Origin of the sequence: Nocardia colli (assembly GCF_008704205.1) — a bacterium.
Lineage (GTDB): Bacteria > Actinomycetota > Actinomycetes > Mycobacteriales > Mycobacteriaceae > Nocardia > Nocardia colli.
The window spans coordinates 307408-325826 of the sequence record NZ_VXLC01000004.1 but is presented as its reverse complement, the minus strand read 5'-3'; the positions used below and the strand labels follow the sequence as shown (position 1 = coordinate 325826).

The window sequence follows — 18419 nt, the reverse complement described above, 5'->3', positions numbered from 1 at the left end:
AGGCCATATTTGAATTGCAATAGTCCTGCCGATGAATGCAATCCAGCGCTGGCGCCGTTGCAATGGTGTGCGGCTGAGCGCAATACTGGATCTGCGGTTCGCGACGAATCACGCTATCTCCAGGGGGCGATCTCATGCCGGGTGGCAGGCTGACCGGATTCGATCGCGAACAGATCGCGAATGGTCTCGCAGCGGGACTCGGATACGCCGAGATCGCCCGCCGGCTCGGCCGGCCGACCTCCACCGTCAGCCGGGAGGTCATCCGCAACGGCGGCCCGAGCCGCTACCACCCCGGGCGCGCGCACAAGGCGACCGCGCACCGCGCCCGCAGACCTAGGTCGCCCGAATCAGCGACCGAAAACACCGGGGCCACAGCCGATCCGGCGATCGAGGAATTCTTCACCCGGTTCGTCGCGCAGATCACCAGGACCGGTGTCCCCCGCACCGCGGCCGCAGCCCTGGCCTGCCTGTACACCACCGACAGCGGCAGCCTCACCGCCGCCGAACTGGCCCAGCGACTTCGGGTCAGTCCAGCCACCATCTCCGCCGCCGTCGGCATGCTCGAGGACCAGGGCCTGATTCAGCGCGAACGCGAGGGCCGCCGGGATCGCTACACCGTCGACGACAACGTGTGGATGCATGCGACATCGGTCAGCGCGCGACAGGTCCACGATCTGGCCGAGACCGCCCGGCTCGGCGCCGCGGCATTCGGCATCGGCACTCCGGCGGGCCGCCGCGCGCAGTACACGAGCCAGTTCCTCGACTTCGTCGGCCGCGACATGATCGAATCCGCCGAACGCTGGCGAAAATTTCTGGAACAACAGCGGACTCAGCACTGAGGCTGGCGCGCGCCCTTGTTCAGCCGCGCGGCAACACGGCGCGGAAGAGGCCGACGGCGGTGCCGCGCAGGAAGTTCTCCCAGCTGAAGTGGTCGTGCCACAGGATGATCCGGCCGTCGCGCAGTTCGAAGGTGCCGGTCACCCAGAACGCGATCCGCACCGGGCCGAAGCGCAGGATGTCGGTGCGGTCGGTGAGCACGATGTTGCCGTCGGCGGCGATGTGGTGCATCTCCACCCCGAAACCGAACGCGTCCTTGTCCAAGCCGAGCAGCACTTTGCGCGCCAAGCCGCCGCCGAGATCGGGTAGCGAGGTGTTCTTCCACACCACATCCGGGTGCAGCAAGTCCAGCGCATCCGAGACCGGGCCGTGTTCGAGCGCGGCGAAGAACTTCCGCACCGTGGTGATCGCGTCCTGCTGAAGTTCCAAGTCCTGGGTCATGGTCCGACGATAGGCCGAAGTCGGGCGCTGCGGCAGGCCCGGCGTGCGCGACCGCTCACCTGCCCGCCCGTCGCGCGATCAAGACGGCCAAACCGTCGAGGACGCGTTCGATGCCGAAGTTCAGGGCGTCGTTCGTGCCTGCCGAATCGGCCGCCGCCGCCTCCTCGGCGAACGCGGCGACGACCTGCGGGTAACGATCGCCCGCCTCGGTCATCATCTCGGTGAACTGCTCGGCGAACTGCACCGTCGGGTCCTCGCCCAGGCTGTGCGTCTGTTGCGCCAGGCTGCGCGCGTGGCCGTTCACCAGGACGATGGTGTCCAGCTTTTCCGGGCCGGTCAGGCCGGTGGCGCTGAGCGCGACCAGCGCGCTCTCCGTCCAGCCCAGCTCGTTCGGGCCGAAGGGGCGGGCGCCGACGGTGAGCTCCATGGCCCACGGATGGTCGCAATAGCACTGATAGATCGACTCCGCCCAGAGCCGGATCCCGGCTCGCCATGATTCCGAATCCCCCTGTAGTGCAGCGGTATCCGGCGGCGTGCCCATCGCGGCATCGAGCATCAGCGCGGTCAGGTGCTCCTTGGCCGGCACGTACCGGTACAGCGACATCTTGGTGAAGCCGAGGCTTTCCGCCAATCGTTGCATCGACAGGTTCGCCAATCCTTCGGCGTCGGCGAGCGTGATCGCCTCGGCCACGATCCCCTCCAGTGAGAGGGCGGGCTTCGGGCCCCGCTTGGGTCGCGGCTGGGTCCCCCACAGCAGCTGAACGGTGGTCGGTGTCGGCATGCGCAAATCCTTCCGGAGAACGGCTTGACTTGAAACTGTGTCTACCATACGCTGAGTCGTGTCCGGCGGAAACAGTTTCCAAAGGACGCTAATCAAGACTACAGGAGTCACCATGCGCAACCAGTCCGTTCTCATCTCCGGCGCCAGCATCGCGGGCCCGGCCCTCGCTTATTGGCTGAACCGCTACGGCTTCGACGTCACCGTCGTCGAGCGCGCCCCCGGCCTGCGCCCGGGCGGCCAGGCCATCGACTTCAAGGGCAAGACCCACTTCACCGTGCTCGAGCGGATGGGCATCCTGGAAGACATCAAGGAGCGCCGGACCGGGACCACCGACACCGTCTTCGTCGACGAGAACGGCAAGCATCTGGCCGTGATGTCCGGCGACTTCACCGGCGGCGACGTGGAGATCCTGCGCGGCGACCTGGCCGAGATCATGTACAAGCGCACCGCCGAGCACTGCGAGTACCTGTTCGGCGATTCGATCAGCGCCCTCACCGAACTGTCCGACGGCGTGTACGTCGAGTTCGAACACGGCCCGGCGCGCACCTTCGACCTGGTCTTCGGCGCCGACGGCATCCACTCCCGGGTGCGCAAGCTGACCTTCGGGCCGGAAAAGGACTTCGTCAAATACCTGGGCCACTACTACTGCGTGGCCGGCGCCAGCCCGTGGAGCAAGGACGCCACCGGACCGCGCGAACGGGTCACCGCCTACGGCCACAACGCGCCCGGCAAGCTCGCCATCAGCGGCGGGTCGAAGGCACAGCAGCTGTACATGTTCATGTCCCCCGAGCTCGACTACTCCCGCGACGACACCGCGACCCAGCGGCGCATCGTCGAGGAGGTCTACGCCGACGTGAACTGGGACGTTCCCCGGATGCTCAGCGAGATAGCCGATTTCAACGACTTCTACCTCGATTCGATCAGCCAGGTGCGGATGCAGGGCGCCTACACCAAAGGCCGGGTCGCGCTGGTCGGCGACTCGGCGTACGGAAACACCTTGGCGGGCTTCGGCACTGGGCTCGCGGTGGTCGGCGCGTACGTCATCGCGGGTGAACTCGCCGTCGCCGACGGCGACTACACCGTGGCCTTCGCGCGCTACAACGAGATCATGCAGGGGTACGCGAAGATCATGGGAAACAGCAACGCTGGAAGGTTCCTCGCGCCGAAGACCGGGTACGGCATCAAGATGCGCAACTGGTTCCTCGGATCGCGGATGTTCACCTTGATGATGAAGTACGCGGACAAGGCCGCCAACGACATCGACCTGCAGGATTACCCGGCCCTGGTCGGCCCGACCGAGATCAACTGAAACCGTTGGCCGCGCGGGATTTTCGGCCCCGCGCACCGGTTCGAGGCCGACCGGTATGCGGGGGCGATCCGCCGATGTGCTCGCACCGGAGAATTCGCTGTGTTTCGATGGAACCGAAGCGGGGCGGGGCGCGTCTATAGGGTCAGAGGCACTCATGAAAGGGGACGGTGATGGCGGTGGACAGCCCGTTTCCCGGGTACATCGAGGATGCGAAGTCCGGGGCGTTGAAGGTGCGGATGGATCCGCAGGGGTTCGTGGATATCGACAAGGCGTGTCAGGACCTGATCGACTCGCTCGTGGCGGTACAGACCGACGCCCGCGAACTCGGTGAGCGATCGTATTGGGGCCTGGGCGAAGCGAATCCCCGGCTGTCGTCGGCGATCGAACTGGTCACCCTGTTCCGCGAGAAGGCATTCGGCGGCCCGAACAACGCCTTCGACACCATCACCGACTACATCGCGGTCGCGCAGGAGATCCAGGCCATGTTCACGGCCATCCGCGATACCTACGTCCGCACCGACGCCGGGTTCGCCGCCAAACTGCGGGAGCTCAGCGTATGAACCTCGGGGCCGGCGGAACAGTCACTCCGCGAATAGGTTTCGCGGCAGCGGCGGCGGGGTTGCTGCTCCTGGCCGGCTGCGGCGAGGAAAAGGGCGCGGGCACACCGACACCGGGCACCTCGCCGACCTCGTCCGCGGCCGCTTCGAGCGCATCGACCGGGTCCAACCAGCCCACGGCATTCGACCCCTGTACGGCACTGACGCCGCAGTTCTTGAGCCAGCACCGATGGGACGCGAAACCGCCGGAACCCAAGCAGGACAGCGCGAGTGGCATCGTCTGGAAAGGCTGCCGCTATGTCGCCAAGGCGGGCTACGGCTTCGTCATCGAGACGACCAACAGCACCCTCCCGCAGGTACAAGAGAAATTCCCGGCCGCAGTGGAGGTCCCGGCGGGTACCCGCAAAGCGGTGCGCTACGAAGCGCGACCCGATGTCCCCGGCGGCTGCTCGATCAACATCGAGATGCGGTCCGGCTCACTGTATGTCCTGACCAACGTTCCGCAGACACAGGCGAGCAAGAGTCTTCCCGCCTGCGACGTCGCCACCGAAATCGCCCAAGCAGTCGCACCACTGCTGCCGGCGGGCAGCTGAACCAAACCCTACGGGGGAGCGATCATGAAACAGACCGACGGCCGCGCGATCACCAATCCCGAGAACGCGCAAAGCTTTACTCACGCCGAGATCAAGCAGGCGGCCGACGAGATGAACCCGGACGGGCTGGACAGCGCGTTCGACGCCTGGTCGAAGATCGCGACGGCGGTGACGGATGCCGGGCACCAATTCGAGACCGCCATCAAGCAGGCGATCGAACAGCATTGGGAGGGCGCGGCGGCCGACAGTGCGGTGCGCGGCATCCGCGACTACGCGACGCAGGTCGGCGAGTTCGGGGACACGCTGAACGCGCAGACCACGCCGTTGTCGCAGGCGGCGAGCGCGGCGGCGAAGTTCAAGCTGTCGGTGCCCGACGTGGTGGACACCTCGACCAATCCGCGTGGGCCGGAACTGCGTAACTCCAGCGAGGGGCAGGCCCGCGACGACATGACCACGCAGTACATCCAGCCCTACTGCACCACCGCCCCCGCCATTCCGACGCTGCCGCCGCCGATCAGCCCGATCTCGGTGACCCCGCCGGGCGGTGACAGCAGCGTCGATCCGGGTACGAGCCCCGGCCCGGCGAAGACTCCGGACCACAGCAGTTCCAGCACCGAGGATTCCAGCAAGCAAGCACCGACCGACAAGGCGGGCACGTCGGACAAGGCGTCGGACACCGGTGCCTCGGAGACCGAAGCGAAGCCGGAAGACACTGCTCCGCAGTCTGTTTCGACGGACAAGACCAACGATCCGTCGACCACCCCCGCCGCTACGACCACGGCGGCAACCACACCGAAGTCCCCGACCACCACCTCCTCGCCGTTCTCGGCCAGCCCGATCACCACGGCGATCCCCACTACGACGCTGCCGTCGGCGACCGTCACCCCCGCATCGGCCAACGGGACACCGAGCAGATCCGGCGCTCCGACCACCAGCGGTCACCCGAATACCTCGGCCACCCCGAACACCTCGGCGAGCCCGAACAGCGAAGCCCGCCAAGGCACCTCGCGACCGCCGGTGCCCGCCACCGCCCCCGTCGCCGCGGCAGCCCAGCCGGCCGCCGCTCCCGGTCGAACCGGCGCGATGGGCACGTCCGGCTACCCCGGCATGTTCCCGCACGGCGCCCGCAGTCGAGGTGAAGACGACGGCGAACACAAGTCCCCCGGTTTTCTGCGCACCGAGGAGCACGCCAAGGAACTACTGGGCGAGGTGGAAAAGACCGTGCCGCCGGTCCTCGGAGAAAAATGACGGCGCAGTGGTCGCTGTCGGCGGAGCAGTTCGCGGCGGCCTGGTTCGGCACCGGTCTCGATCGACTGCCGTTTCCGTTCCGCTTCACCAGCCGCTTTCCCGGTCTGCGCGAATACCAGATCTACCAGCAGCAATTCCGCGAGGAGCTGGCCCGGCCGGAGCGCGTCCCGCTATCGCGCACCATCACCGTGCTTGCCCGGCCCGATTGGCGCATCGAGCTTTTCGGTCATGACAACACCCGCGACGGTGTCGAGCTGAGGGCGATCGGCTGTGCCACCCGCGGCGGCGCGGGCGTGATCGCCGAGCAGACACCTGCACCCACCGGCGGCCGAGTTCAGCTGCGCCGCTGTCGGATAGACCAGCTGGCCACCGAACTGGTGCGGCTGCTGCCCGATACCCCGGCCGGCACCACCGGTGAAAAGTCGTTCCTGCTGGACGATCTCAACGACGAGCGCCCCGACCTGTTCGGCAGCGCCCCGGCCAGCGAGGTCAAGGATCGCTACCGCCGCTTCTGGCGCCAACCCTGCGGCACCCGCGGTATCGCCGCCGTCCTGCTCGGTCCGCGCAACGCCGAACCGTTGCGCACCGGCCGCCTGCGCTGGATCGACACCACGGCCGACGGCCGCTACTACGAGGTTCCCGCCAACCGCGCCCTGATGATCCGCCCCGGCACCAGCGCCGACCTCGTCCGCTATCTCGACGAGTCGATCGCCCGCGCCCGGGCCAGAATGGATTCGACATGAACCGTGTCGGTACCGGCCGGTCTGGGTAAGTTGACGGCATGACTACTACTCGGGATGAGATCGAGTCGTTTTTAGTCGAATACCAGGACTCATTGACCGCGTTCGATGCCGAACGCTCGGTCGCGCAGTGGGGCATGCCCGGCACGATGGTCAGCGATGCGTTCGTCGGTACGTTGTCCTCCGCCGCGGAGATGGCCGAAGGGCTGAAGAAGTCCTACCCGTTCTATCAGAGCCTCGGCCTGGCTTCCGTCGGTCACACCCTGCTCGAGCAGGCCGACCTCACCGCCCGCCTGACCCGGATCCACGTGCGCTGGCACTTCTACGACAGCGACGGCGCCCTGCTCACCGACGGCGACTATGAATACCTGCTGCGCCGTGAGGACGACAGCCGGCTGAAGGTGTACGTCGCGGTGGCCATCGATGATATGGAGAAGCTCGCCGCACTAGCCGCCGCCAAGGGTGTCGAGATGCCGACCGGCTGAGTGCTCAGGTGTTCCGGCGGATCGCCTCGATGAGCATCTGTGCTTCGTATTGATGGCCGATGGCGTTGGCGTGCAACGGTTGTGCCGGTGAGTTCGGGAAGACGCCTTCGGCCCAGCGACTGTCCTCCGGCGCGCAGGCGTCATGGCCGATGCTCGCCGGATACACGTCGACGAAGGTAGCGTCGTGCGCTGCGGCCTGGGCGGCAAGCACCGCGTTGACGGCTTCGACGCCGGTATAGATCTGGTCGGCCTGGCTCGGCAGCAGCGGCACCGCCGGGAAACAGCCACCCGCACGCACACGCTCGATCTTGCCCATCACGAAGACCTCGGCCTGCGGTGCACGCGCGTGGATATCATCCAGCAGCGCAGCCAATTTCGGCGCTAGGGCGGTGGCGGTCCAGCCGTCGTCGGCATAGTCGTTGATACCGAAATCTACCGATACGATCGTCGCGTCCGCGCTCACCGCATCCATCTGCGGGATATTCGGCGCCCCGAACGGAAGCGGCTGCGCCACATACATATTCGCGATCTTCGCACCGGAACACGCCGGATCACGCAACGTCACCCCGAGCGCATCCGCAGTCAGATGCGCGTAATTGTGATCGGACCGAAAACACCCCAGCGGATCGACCTGATCCGGAATGAACGGCCCCGCCGCACTCGACTCCCCCACCGACACATAAACCCCCGGCGCTTCCGCCCCCGCCGCCGAACCCCCCGCAGCCAGCACCACCAACGCACAGACCACCCGGACCACCCGCCAGCCGACCACCAGGTTGCCTCCGCGCCGAGTCGAATCCCCTACCTGAGCCGCACAAACCCAGACTGCACCCACACACTCATCCGACGAGCGCAATCCGCGAAAACACTAGCGGGACGACTCCTCAGCACCACACGACGACACGCACACAAACAAACACCGCGCCCACATCCACAGCACACACCCCCAACCGCCACAACCACGCGGTAGGAAACACAGCACCGGGCAGCTAGCCCCACACCCCTAGCCATCGGGACATGGCCGAGGCATTTCGCGAGTAGCGCCACCACCAAGTCCCGTTGATCATGATGGGCAGACGACTCTTCCGGCGAGGGCGGCGATCCGCGCGTCGAAGCTGATCTACAGAGGCGACCGGAAACGACGCGGGCTCGCATCGCCGGTGGATGACCGGATACGCGAGCCCGTCGGGTGAATCAGGCTGGTCAGCCGAGGAGGCGCCAGTCCTCCAGGCCGTCGTAGAGCGGGACGCTCTGGGCCAGTTTGGTGACTCGGTTGCGCAGGGTGTCGACGTCGGAGCCGCCGGCGAGGGCGGTGCCGATGATGTCGGCGACCTCGGTGAACTCGGTGTCGCCGAAGCCGCGGGTGGCCAGGGCGGCGGTGCCGATGCGCAGGCCGGAGGTGACCATCGGGGGGCGCGGGTCGAACGGAACGGCGTTGCGGTTCACCGTGATTCCGATCTCGTGCAGCAGATCCTCGCCCTGCTGGCCGTCGAGCTCGGAGTTGCGCAGGTCGACGAGCACCAGGTGCACGTCGGTGCCGCCGGTGAGCACGCTGACGCCCTTGCCCTTGACGTCGGCGGCGGTGAGGCGCTCGGCCAGGATCTTGGCGCCGGACAGGGTGCGCTCCTGCCGGTCCTTGAACTCACTGCCCGCGGCGATCTTGAACGCGACGGCCTTGGCGGCGATGGCATGCATGAGCGGGCCGCCCTGCTGGCCCGGGAACACCGCGCTGTTGAGCTTCTTGGCGAATTCCTGCTGGGCCAGGATCAGGCCCGAACGCGGTCCGCCGAGGGTCTTGTGCACGGTGGAGGACACGACGTGCGCGTGCGGCACCGGCGAGGGGTGCAGCCCGGCCGCGACCAGACCGGCGAAGTGCGCCATGTCCACCCACAGGTAGGCGCCGACCTCGTCGGCGATCGCGCGGAACGCGGCGAAGTCCTGCTGCCGCGGGTAGGCCGACCAGCCGGCGACGATCACCTTCGGACGAGCCTCGAGCGCGATGGTGCGCACCTCGTCCATGTCGATGCGGTGGTCTTCCTTGCTGACGCCGTAGAAGTGCGTCTCGTACAGCTTGCCGGAGAAGTTCAGCCGCATGCCGTGGGTCAGGTGACCGCCGTGCGCGAGGTCGAGGCCGAGCAGCTTGTCGCCCGGGTTCATCAGCGCCATCAGCACCGCGGCGTTCGCCTGCGCGCCGGAATGCGGCTGCACGTTGGCGAATTCGGCGCCGAAGAGTTCCTTGGCGCGATCGCGGGCGAGGGTCTCGACGACGTCGACGTGTTCGCAACCGCCGTAGTAGCGCCGGCCCGGGTAACCCTCGGCGTACTTGTTGGTGAGCACGCTGCCCTGCGCCTGCAACACCGCGCGCGGCACGAAGTTCTCCGAGGCGATCATCTCGAGCGTGTCGCGCTCGCGCGCGAGTTCGCCTGCCATCGCGGCGGCGAGCTCCGGATCGAGCTCGCCGAGAGACTGAGTATTGACCGAGGCCGTCGTCTGCGTCACCGCCACAGTCTATGGGCCCGCATTGTGCTCTTCAGCATGGGGTTCCAGGCACTCCCGGCCATCCACCAGGCGACGCGGGGTGCGGGCGGTTAGCTGTCGGCGGGCGGGAGATACCGGTCGAGGAGGACCGAAAGGTGCTGCTGCGCGTCGATGAGCGGCTGGGTGGATTTCATCGCGCGCGACTGCACGATGGCCCCTTCCAGCGTGCTGATCACGAAGGAGGCGAAGGACTTCGCCTCCTCGGCAGGCAGGCCCGCCGCCGCGAAGCCCGCGCCGAGCCGTTCGTGCCAGTCGGCGAATACCGCACCGGCCGCGGCCTGCACGTCGGGCTCGGACTCGGCGAGCGCGGCGCCGACGATCGGGCAACCGGTGCGGAACGAGCTCGCGTCCAGCGCGGTGACCCACCAGCCGAACAGCGCGTCGAACCACCGCTGCGGCGGACGCGAGGTGGTGATCTTCTCGATCACGGTCGCGAGCCGGGCGCCGGCGATGGTGGTGGCCGTCGCGACGAGCTCGCTCTTACCGGCCGGAAAGTGCTGATAGAGCGAATTGCGCGAGGCCTTGCCACGATCGAGCAGCGCGGTGAGCCCCGCGCCGGCCACGCCTTGTTCGCGGACCAGTTCGATCGCGCTCTCGATCAGCCGAGCGCGTGGACCTGCGGTCATCGAGCACCCCCTGTCCGGTCGAAGTTCCGCGTGCCCGTCGGCCAGCGCACTGCGCCATTGTGACTTACGCCACCGCTCGCCGGCCGAGCGGCGATTCCGCCCGTTGTCGGCGGCACGAACGCGGCGCGAATGGCTCCCACGCGGATCTTCTCCTCCAGCACTGTTGCATGAACCGATCGGTCCATGCTCCAATCATGACAGATGTGGACCGATCGGTTCACCGAAAGGACGGATTCATGTCGGAAACCACGATCGATCTCGCGCAGCTGACCGGCCTGGAATTGCTCCGCCTCGGCATGACGCGGCAAGACCGCCCGCCGTTCATCGGCGATCTGCTCGGCATGGAGGTGGACCTGCTCGAGCAGGGCAAGGTGGTGTTCGGGCTGCGCACCCGCCCCGATTTCGCCAACCCGCTCGGCACCACGCACGGCGGCATCTGCGCCACCCTGCTCGACTCGGTGATGGGTTGCGCGGTGCACTCCACCCTCGACGCGGGCGTCGGCTACTCCACCCTGGAACTGAAGGTCAACTACATCCGCGCGGTCCCGACCGACGGCCAGCGACTCACCGCCACCGGCACCACCATCCACGTCGGCCGCACCACCGCGACCGCGGAGGGCCGCGTCGTCGACGAACAGGGCAGGCTGGTCGCGCACGGCACCACCACCTGCGTCATCCTCCGCGGAAACCGCTGAGCCACAGGGAGTCTCGCGATGACTGAACGCAGCACCAGGGCCGCCGTCCGCAAGTTCCGCCGCGAACGCCTGATCGGCCGCTACCTGGCCAACCCGGCCGTCGGCCTGCTCGACCGCATCGGCATCCGCTCGGCCCTGCTCGCCGAACTGGAGACCACCGGCGCGAAAACCGGTCAGCCGCGCCGGGTTCCGGTCACCGTGTCGATCGACGAGCACGGCGCCTGGCTCATCTCCCAGCACGGCCGCCGCTCCGGCTGGGCGCGCAATATCGTGGCCGACCCGAATGTCCGCCTGCGCCAAGGCAAACGCTGGTACACCGGCACCGCCGCGTTCGTCCCCGACGACGACGTGATCGCCCGCGCCCGCAGCTTCGCCAAGGGCCGCGTCCCCGAATCCGCCGCCGAGTGGACCATGAAGGCGCTGGAAAGCGACCCGATCTCGGTGCGCATCACCTTCACCGACGCCTGACGAAACCTGCCCCCACCACCCGGGGCACACTGATTCGGGGCTCCTCGGGACGTAACGAGACGCACCGATTCCCACGGTTTAACCGATGGAATCGGCCACACTCCGTCTCGAGGAGCCAGTCATGCTCACCCTGATCTCGGTCCCCACCAACCCGCTCGAAGCCCTGCTCCGCCAGCTCTCCACCATCATCTGCACTATCTCCTCCGGCCAGGGCTGCGCAGTCATCCAGTAACGCACCGGCATTCCGCCCGCCGCGAGCCATCGCCCGGCGCGGACGCGACTGCGGAGCCGGCCGGCACGAACCGGAGGGGATCGCGCCGTACGACAACGCCGCGCCATCGCCCTCGGGCACCCGTACCCGCTGCCACTGCCCGGCAGCGGGTACGGGCTCGCCGCGCACCGTTCTCGCCGCGCACTCAATCTCCAGCCGCGCACCTGTTCTCTCGCCGCGCATGACTTCGCTAGCAAATCAGTGCGCGTGAGAACAAGTGATGCGCCGGGCTCGGCGCTGGTTTCCGCGTTTCAGGACTGTTATGCCGCGCGGCGGAGCGCGCCGGGAGTCAGCGGTTCGTCCAGGAGTCGACGGAAACGATCCGAACGGTCGTCCGCATCGATCGCCTTGTTCAGCCAGCCGCCGAGCAGGCGGTAACCCTCCACATAGGTGGAGATGTAGGCGCGCCAGAGCGGCGAGGACAGGAAACGCAGGGACTGGCGGGCGCGCTCCGGGGTGGTGAGGCTCCAAGTCTGGAGGAACTCCGCGACCTCGTCCTGGCTCCGGTGCTGATCGTGCAGCAACAGCGCCGCGTCCTGGCGGACGCTGATCAGTTCGGCCGAGGCGGTCGAAAGCCGTTCGGCGCGTTCGCCGTCGAAACGCAGGCCGAGGTCGGCGTAGATCTCCTGCGCCCATTTACCCCAGCCGGGGCCGACGATGGACTCCAGGGCCAGGTCGGCGAGGCCCTCGGCCATCAGGCACTGCGGGGTGTTCACCACGAACAGGGTCTGTTCGGCCTGACCGGCCGCGACCAGACCGGCCTCCTTGCGGCAGTGCTCGGTGTGATGGCCCGGGTAGGACTCGTGCGCGATCAGCACCGGCAGGTGCGTCATGTGCTGCTTGAGGTCGGAGTTGATCGCGACGCGGGAGTGGTAGTTGCCGAGGTAGTAGTTGAAGCCGGACCAGGGCTTGTCGCCGACCACCTCGTAGGTGACGTGCTCGTGGTCGGGCAGCGGGTAGCGATCGCGGACCAGTTCGCGCAGGGCGCCGGAGAACGCCTCGACGCAGGCGGACAACCGCTCCGGCGGGATCTCGTCGGCCTTGCGGTGCGCGACCACCCGTTCGGCCAGCGGGCCGGTGCCGGCCAGGACCTCGTCCATCTGCCGGTGCGCGTCCCGGTAGTTCTCCACGTCGCCCGGCGCGATGTCCACGTCGAAGTAGGCACGCACCTCCTCGACGAAACCGATGTCGTCACCCGCGAACTTGCGGCCGGAGCATTCCAGCGCGCGCAGGTGCGTGTCCAGGAACTCGGTGCGCTCCGCCGAGAGCCCCGCGTCGGCCAATCCGGCGCGCAGCTCGGCCGCCCGGCGGGCCAGCTGACGCGGCTCCGGCGCGGGAGCGTTCTGCACCTCGCGCCGCAAGGCCGGATCGCCGGTGAACGCGTCGACGAAACCGTCTTCGAGCCGGTCGAATGCCAACCCGAGCCGCAGGTACTCGGTCACCAGTGGATGCGTTGCCATCCGCCCGACATTAGTCGTTCGCCGACCCGGGATACCCCGCTATCGGTACCCCGCTTTTCGCACGCTGTTGACGCAGAGCAGAATTCGGCTATGCGGCGAGAGTTAGACCGAATCACACGGAGCCGGCACGGTATGTGTACGCGTTTGCCGAACTGGAGCGTCGGGTAAGTGGCACGAATGAGCGAGCCCAGTCCGTATGTGGAATTCGACCGCAAACAGTGGCGCACACTGCGAAAGTCGACTCCCCTGGTGCTCACCGAGGAAGAACTGAGGGGCCTGCGCGGTCTCGGCGAACAGATCGACCTCGAAGAAGTCGCGGAGGTCTATCTGCCGCTCGCTCGACTCATCCACCTGCAGGTGGCCGCGCGCCAGCGGCTGTTCGCCGCGACCGCGACCTTCCTCGGCGAGACGCACCCCGATCGGCAGGTGCCGTTCGTGATCGGCGTCGCGGGCAGCGTCGCGGTGGGCAAGTCCACCACCGCCCGCGTGCTGCAGGCGCTGCTCGCCCGGTGGGACCACCACCCGCGGGTGGACCTGGTCACCACCGACGGATTCCTCTATCCCACCGCCGAACTCACCCGCCGCGGCATCATGCACCGCAAGGGCTTCCCGGAGAGCTACGACCGCCGCAAGCTGCTGCGATTCGTCACCGAGGTGAAGTCCGGCGCGGCCGAGGTGTGCGCGCCGGTGTACTCGCACATCTCCTACGACATCGTGCCGGACAAGTTCCACTGCGTGCACCAGCCCGACATCCTGATCGTCGAGGGCCTGAACGTGCTGCAGACCGGGCCCCGGCTGATGGTCTCGGACCTGTTCGACTTCTCCATCTACGTGGACGCGCGCATCGAGGACATCGAGAGCTGGTACGTGCAGCGGTTTCTCGCGCTGCGCGAGACCGCCTTCGCGAACCCGAACGCGCATTTCCACCACTACTCCGGATTCACCGACGAGCAGGCCACGCATGCCGCGTCGGAGATCTGGAACAACACCAACCGCCCGAATCTGGTGGAGAACATTCTGCCCACCCGGCCGCGCGCCACCCTCGTGTTACGTAAGGACGCCGACCACAGCATCAATAGACTGCGACTACGGAAATTGTGATCCCGCTTACAATTTCCAGGCGGCGTCGAGGCGTTCGGCCACATTGATATCGCGGGCCGCGGCAATGTGCGGTTTGTCGATCTCCTTGGCGATATAGCGGGCGACGAAACGACGGATCTCCTGATCGACGCTGGCGAAGATGCGCAACAGGTTCCCGCGAATGGTGTCGGTGGCGACATTGATCCGCACGTCGCTGGAGCGCGGCGTCGCGATGTCGATGATCACGCGCAGCGGCTCGGCGGCGCGCACGACCAGGTGCACGTGGATGTGGCCGTCGACCTCGAACCGGTGCTTGTCCAGTGCGAGGTCGATGAGCATGTCGACGCTCAGTGGGATCTTCAGCGCGAACGAGATCACCTCGTCGACGTCGCGGCGCACCACCGCCTGACCGAGCTGCACCTGTGCACTCGCCTTGGCCAACCGGCCGGGCCCGACCCCGATCGGGCCGAAATCGAAGGCGGCGCCGGTCAACTGGGAGAACGCGCCCAGGATGCGTTCCTCGGTGGCGGCGTACTCCAGGAACCGGCGCCCGAAGTCCTCGTAGCTGATGTAGGGCGCGGTGTGGTGCCCGTCGGAGCGGCTGTCCAGGTCACTCATGACCCACCGCCCGGCTCAGATGCCGAAGCGCCGGTGTCGTGCCGCGAAGTCGCGCAGCGCCCGCAGGAAGTCCACGCGCCGGAATTCCGGCCAGTACGCCTCGGTGAACCATATCTCCGAGTATGCGCTCTGCCACAGCAGGAATCCGGAGAGTCGCTGTTCTCCGGAGGTGCGAATGACCAGGTCCGGGTCCGGCTGGCCGGAGGTGTAGAGGTGCTGGCCGATGGCGTTGACGGTGATCGACTGGACCAGATCCTCGCCGGTCTCGCCCGCGGCGATCTCCTGGCGGACCAGCGAGCGCACCGCGTCGGTGATCTCCTGCCGGCCGCCGTAGCCGACGGCCACGTTGACGTGCACGCCGCTGTTGCCCTCGGTCCGCTCGGCGGCGGTGCGCAGGCGCTTGGCGATCAGCTCGGGGAAGCCGTCGAGCGTGCCGACGATGCGCACGCTCCAATTCTGTTCCGGCGCCGACAGTTCCTCGACCACGTCGGTGATCACCTCGAACAGCGTTTCCAGCTCTTCGGGATCGCGCTGCAGGTTCTCCGTGGAGAGCAGATAGACGGTGACCATCTCGATGCCCTCGGCCTGACACCAGCCGACGAGCTCGGCGATCTTCACCGCGCCGACCCGATGTCCGTGGCTGACGTCGGTGAAACCGTTTTCCCGGGCCCACCGCCGATTGCCATCGCACATCACCGCGACGTGGCGGGGATGTTGTTTGCCGGCCAGCTGCTTCATGAGCCGGGCCTCGTAGATGCGATACGGCAAACCCCGCACCTGAACCGGAAGCTCCACGCGGCCACCCTACGCCCCACGGGCGGGATCCTGGCAGCGACCGGGTCTCCCGGTACAGTAGCGGTGGGCCGGTAACCTACGGTTCCGTAGGTTACCGGTGAGTTCAACCAGGAGGTAGCTCGTGTCCGAATCGGTCGGCGCCGCAGACCCCGCAGTGGTCGACGGCTCGGGGCCGGAGTCCCCGGCCGACGCGCTGGTGAAGCCTCGGATGCGTGGCTGGATCCACACCTGGGCGGTCGGCATCGCGGCCGTCGCCGCCATCGTGCTGGTCGCCAAGGCGGCCACCATCTCGGCGACCGCGGGGTGGTCCACCGCGGTCTACGGACTGACTGTGTGCGGTCTGTTCGGCATCAGTGCGGTGTATCACCGGGTGACCTGGCCGACCCCGCAGGCGCGCATCCGGATGAAGCGCGCGGACCATTCGATGATCTTCCTGTTCATCGCCGGCAGCTACACGCCGTTCGCGCTACTCGGCCTCCCCGGACGCACCGGGCAGACGCTGCTCATCGTGGTGTGGGCGGGCGCGCTGGCCGGTGTCGCGCTGAAACTGTTGTGGCCCACCGCTCCTCGCTGGGTCGGCGTGCCGCTGTACCTGTTGCTCGGCTGGGCGATCGTGCCGGTGGCCGGGCAGTTGAACAGCGAGATCGGCATCGCCCCGCTGATCCTGCTGCTGGTCGGCGGCCTGTTCTACAGCGGCGGCGCGATCCTCTACGCGACCAAGTGGCCCAACCCGTGGCCCACCGTCTTCGGCCATCACGAGTTCTTCCACGCCGCGACCGTGCTCGCCGCGCTCACCCACTACGTCGCGGTGTGGCTCGTCGTCCTCCGATGACCAGCACGAACGGCTAAGCTGCTCGTTCGTGTTCCTAGTCACTGCCGTTCGTGGCGTCGCATCGCCCGGACGGGCCATCGCGGACGTGCGAACGCCATGATCGCCCGGTTGGTCATCTGGGCCCTCAAGGCCCGCGCGGGTCTCGCGGCGGTGGTGATCACCGCGAATCTCAGCGGTCTCGCCGTCATCATCACCGAACTGTGGCTCAGTGGGTCGCTCAGCCGGCTCGGGCCGGACTGGATCCGGCACATCGCGCTGGCCGGCATCTATCCGACCCTCGGATTCCTGCTGGGTGTCGTGCTCGCGGTCCGGGATCGGTCCCACCATTTCGGCTGGCTCGATCAGGGACGTAAACCGACCGAAGCGGAAGCGCGGCAGCTGCTGCGGCTGCCGATCAGCATCACCATGCGCGCGTCCGCGGTGTGGGTCACCGGTGTCATCGTGGCGACCGTGTCGCTGATGCGCCTGGCGCCGGACAACGATCCGGCGGTGATGGCGTCGCTGTTCACCTTCGGTGGGATCGAATCGGTCGGGCTGACCTTCCTCATCGTGGATCGGCTGATCCGGCCGACCATTCCGGTGGTGGCGGCGGTCCTCGGGCCGACGATGCACTGGAGTTCCTCGGTACTGGTCCGGGTGGTGGTGAGCTGGGCGGTGGCTGCGGCGTTGCCGCTGCTGATGCTGATCGTGGTGCTGGGTAATCCGGTGGCGGATCCGCGCGATCGCGTGCGCACCGCGATCTACCTGTCGGTGGTCGGTCTCGGGGTCGGCGCGCTCGCCACCGCCTTCCTGGCTCGCGCAGTGGCGACCCCGATGCGCACGTTGCGCCTGGCCTTGGATCGGATCACCGGGGGTGATCTCGACGTGCGCGTCCCGGTGGGCAGCACCAGCGAGATCGGCCGGCTGGAGAACTCGGTCAACGAGCTGGCCACCAATCTGCGTGAGCGGCAACGGATGCGGGACCTGTTCGGTCGGCACGTCGGCACCGAGGTGGCCGAGCGCGCGCTGGCCGGCGGGCTGGATCTGACCGGTGACGTGCGGGTGGTCTCCGCGCTGTTCGTCGACGTGACCGGCTCGGTCGAACTGTCCACCGGGCTGCCGCCGGAGGAGTTCGTGGCCAAGCTGAACCGGCTGCTCGCGACGGTCGTCGCGGCGACCGAGGAGAACAACGGGCTGGTCAACAAGTTCGAAGGTGATGCGGCGCTGTGTATCTTTGGTGCGCCGATCGCCTTGCGCGACAACGCGACTCCCGCATTGCGGGCGGCACGGCGGATCCGCGACGAAGTGGTCGCGGCCGGGGAACTCGATATCGGCATCGGTGTCGCGCACGGGCCGGTCTTCGCCGGGGACATCGGTGCGGATACCCGGCTGGAGTACACCGTCATCGGCGACGCGGTGAACGAGGCGGCGCGGCTCACCACCGAAGCCAAGGAGGTGCCGCGGCGAATCCTGGTGAGCGGTGCCACGATCGAGGCGGCCGCGCCGCACGAGCGCGCGAAATGGACACTGTACGAGACGATCCTGCTGCGCGGGATGAAGAACCCGACCGCCTGCTGGACGGATGTCGACCAGCCCACAGCCCCTACCTCGGCGAGCAACAACGGTGACGAGGCCGCGGCACCCAGCGGCACCGCCGATCCCGAGACCGATCGCAGCGGGGTGGTCGAAGTTCGCACCGCCGCAACGGAAATCGACTGAAGCGTTGGGTATTCATTGCGGCCCGCGGTCGCATCGACAACCGTGATAGCCAGTGGTGCCCGCCGCTCCATCACTGCGGCCGCCTTTCGCGCGCGACTGACCAACCCACAATAAGCGGGCGGTCAGCCAAGCACACAGCAGCGCTTATGCTTCCGCCTCCTATCGGCCCGCAGCCCGGGCATCGCCACCACCAGTGAGGCCCCGGCCGACCAGCGCGCACACCAGCACCTGCATTCGCTCTAACGCAGCACGGCCCAGCGGCAGTCGCTGACCGACACCGCAGCGTTCACGCTCGCCTCCACACAGGAGCTCGGACGTCCGCTCTGTCGGCCTGCGACTCGACCACC

Annotated in this window: 20 protein-coding genes; 12 read left to right on the top strand and 8 right to left on the bottom strand. The window is 67.5% G+C overall.

The genetic code is table 11. From position 1 onward, the window contains the following. The first annotated feature begins 134 nt into the window (after positions 1-134). Positions 135-839, top strand: a complete 705-nt coding sequence (locus F3087_RS13440) for a GbsR/MarR family transcriptional regulator (protein ID WP_150402245.1) — start codon at positions 135-137, stop codon at positions 837-839. 19 nt (positions 840-858) lie between these two features. Here F3087_RS13440 and F3087_RS13435 read toward each other — a convergent pair whose 3' ends face one another. Together F3087_RS13435 and F3087_RS13430 are read right to left on the bottom strand one after the other, a co-directional pair. After that, positions 859-1278 carry a limonene-1,2-epoxide hydrolase family protein gene (locus F3087_RS13435; RefSeq protein ID WP_150402244.1) on the bottom strand — a complete coding sequence of 140 codons (420 nt, stop codon included), beginning with the start codon at positions 1276-1278 and terminating at the stop codon, positions 859-861. A gap of 55 nt (positions 1279-1333) precedes the next feature. Then, on the bottom strand, positions 1334-2059 hold the full coding sequence (locus F3087_RS13430) for a TetR/AcrR family transcriptional regulator (RefSeq protein ID WP_150402243.1): 726 nt from the start codon (positions 2057-2059) through the stop codon (positions 1334-1336). Positions 2060-2171: 112 nt separating this feature from the next. Between F3087_RS13430 and F3087_RS13425 the strand changes: the two genes are divergently transcribed. From F3087_RS13425 to F3087_RS13400, 6 genes are all read left to right on the top strand, one after another. Then, the gene (locus F3087_RS13425) at positions 2172-3368 is read left to right on the top strand and encodes an FAD-dependent monooxygenase (protein ID WP_150402242.1); all 1197 of its coding nucleotides are present in this window, start codon (positions 2172-2174) and stop codon (positions 3366-3368) included. Positions 3369-3538: 170 nt separating this feature from the next. Further along, positions 3539-3928, top strand: a complete 390-nt coding sequence (locus tag F3087_RS13420; protein WP_150402241.1) for a hypothetical protein — start codon at positions 3539-3541, stop codon at positions 3926-3928. Continuing rightward, on the top strand, positions 3925-4518 hold the full coding sequence (locus F3087_RS13415; protein ID WP_150402240.1) for a DUF3558 domain-containing protein: 594 nt from the start codon (positions 3925-3927) through the stop codon (positions 4516-4518). The genes F3087_RS13420 and F3087_RS13415 overlap by 4 nt, the downstream gene beginning before the upstream one ends. A gap of 24 nt (positions 4519-4542) precedes the next feature. Continuing rightward, positions 4543-5766 carry a hypothetical protein gene (locus tag F3087_RS13410; protein WP_150402239.1) on the top strand — a complete coding sequence of 408 codons (1224 nt, stop codon included), beginning with the start codon at positions 4543-4545 and terminating at the stop codon, positions 5764-5766. Further along, on the top strand, positions 5763-6509 hold the full coding sequence (locus F3087_RS13405) for an ESX secretion-associated protein EspG (RefSeq protein ID WP_150402238.1): 747 nt from the start codon (positions 5763-5765) through the stop codon (positions 6507-6509). Before F3087_RS13410 ends, F3087_RS13405 begins: the two co-directional genes overlap by 4 nt. Positions 6510-6547: 38 nt before the next feature. Further along, a complete protein-coding gene (locus tag F3087_RS13400; protein ID WP_150402237.1) occupies positions 6548-6991 on the top strand; it encodes a hypothetical protein in 444 nt (147 codons plus the stop codon). 4 nt (positions 6992-6995) lie between these two features. Here F3087_RS13400 and F3087_RS13395 read toward each other — a convergent pair whose 3' ends face one another. The 3 genes from F3087_RS13395 to F3087_RS13385 all read right to left on the bottom strand — a co-directional run bounded on the left by F3087_RS13395 (position 6996) and on the right by F3087_RS13385 (position 10155). After that, the gene (locus F3087_RS13395; protein WP_223885053.1) at positions 6996-7826 is read right to left on the bottom strand and encodes a GDSL-type esterase/lipase family protein; all 831 of its coding nucleotides are present in this window, start codon (positions 7824-7826) and stop codon (positions 6996-6998) included. 368 nt (positions 7827-8194) lie between these two features. Continuing rightward, positions 8195-9490: a serine hydroxymethyltransferase gene (glyA, locus tag F3087_RS13390; RefSeq protein ID WP_150402235.1), complete on the bottom strand. Its 1296-nt coding sequence runs from the start codon at positions 9488-9490 to the stop codon at positions 8195-8197. 89 nt (positions 9491-9579) lie between these two features. Then, on the bottom strand, positions 9580-10155 hold the full coding sequence (locus tag F3087_RS13385) for a TetR/AcrR family transcriptional regulator (RefSeq protein ID WP_150402234.1): 576 nt from the start codon (positions 10153-10155) through the stop codon (positions 9580-9582). A 236-nt stretch (positions 10156-10391) separates the two neighbouring features. On the opposite strand from F3087_RS13385, the gene F3087_RS13380 reads away from it, so the two are divergent. Continuing rightward, positions 10392-10850, top strand: a complete 459-nt coding sequence (locus tag F3087_RS13380; protein ID WP_150402233.1) for a PaaI family thioesterase — start codon at positions 10392-10394, stop codon at positions 10848-10850. Between the two features lie 18 nt (positions 10851-10868). After that, the gene (locus F3087_RS13375) at positions 10869-11318 is read left to right on the top strand and encodes a nitroreductase family deazaflavin-dependent oxidoreductase (protein WP_150402232.1); all 450 of its coding nucleotides are present in this window, start codon (positions 10869-10871) and stop codon (positions 11316-11318) included. Between the two features lie 531 nt (positions 11319-11849). Here the strand turns inward: F3087_RS13375 and F3087_RS13370 are convergent. Continuing rightward, positions 11850-13049: a DUF885 domain-containing protein gene (locus F3087_RS13370; RefSeq protein WP_150402231.1), complete on the bottom strand. Its 1200-nt coding sequence runs from the start codon at positions 13047-13049 to the stop codon at positions 11850-11852. A 168-nt stretch (positions 13050-13217) separates the two neighbouring features. Here F3087_RS13370 and coaA point away from each other — a divergent pair, with 168 nt between their 5' ends. Continuing rightward, positions 13218-14150, top strand: a complete 933-nt coding sequence (gene coaA, locus F3087_RS13365; RefSeq protein WP_150402230.1) for a type I pantothenate kinase — start codon at positions 13218-13220, stop codon at positions 14148-14150. A gap of 6 nt (positions 14151-14156) precedes the next feature. On the opposite strand, the gene F3087_RS13360 is transcribed toward coaA, so the two are convergent. Beyond that, positions 14157-14747: a hypothetical protein gene (locus F3087_RS13360; protein ID WP_150402229.1), complete on the bottom strand. Its 591-nt coding sequence runs from the start codon at positions 14745-14747 to the stop codon at positions 14157-14159. Between the two features lie 15 nt (positions 14748-14762). After that, positions 14763-15542, bottom strand: coding sequence for an isoprenyl transferase (locus F3087_RS13355; RefSeq protein ID WP_150402228.1), 780 nt, complete (start codon positions 15540-15542; stop codon positions 14763-14765). Positions 15543-15750: 208 nt separating this feature from the next. Between F3087_RS13355 and trhA the strand changes: the two genes are divergently transcribed. Both trhA and F3087_RS13345 read left to right on the top strand, forming a co-directional pair. Beyond that, on the top strand, positions 15751-16374 hold the full coding sequence (trhA, locus tag F3087_RS13350) for a PAQR family membrane homeostasis protein TrhA (protein ID WP_150402839.1): 624 nt from the start codon (positions 15751-15753) through the stop codon (positions 16372-16374). Between the two features lie 96 nt (positions 16375-16470). Further along, on the top strand, positions 16471-18072 hold the full coding sequence (locus F3087_RS13345) for an adenylate/guanylate cyclase domain-containing protein (RefSeq protein ID WP_150402227.1): 1602 nt from the start codon (positions 16471-16473) through the stop codon (positions 18070-18072). Positions 18073-18419: the final 347 nt, after the last annotated feature.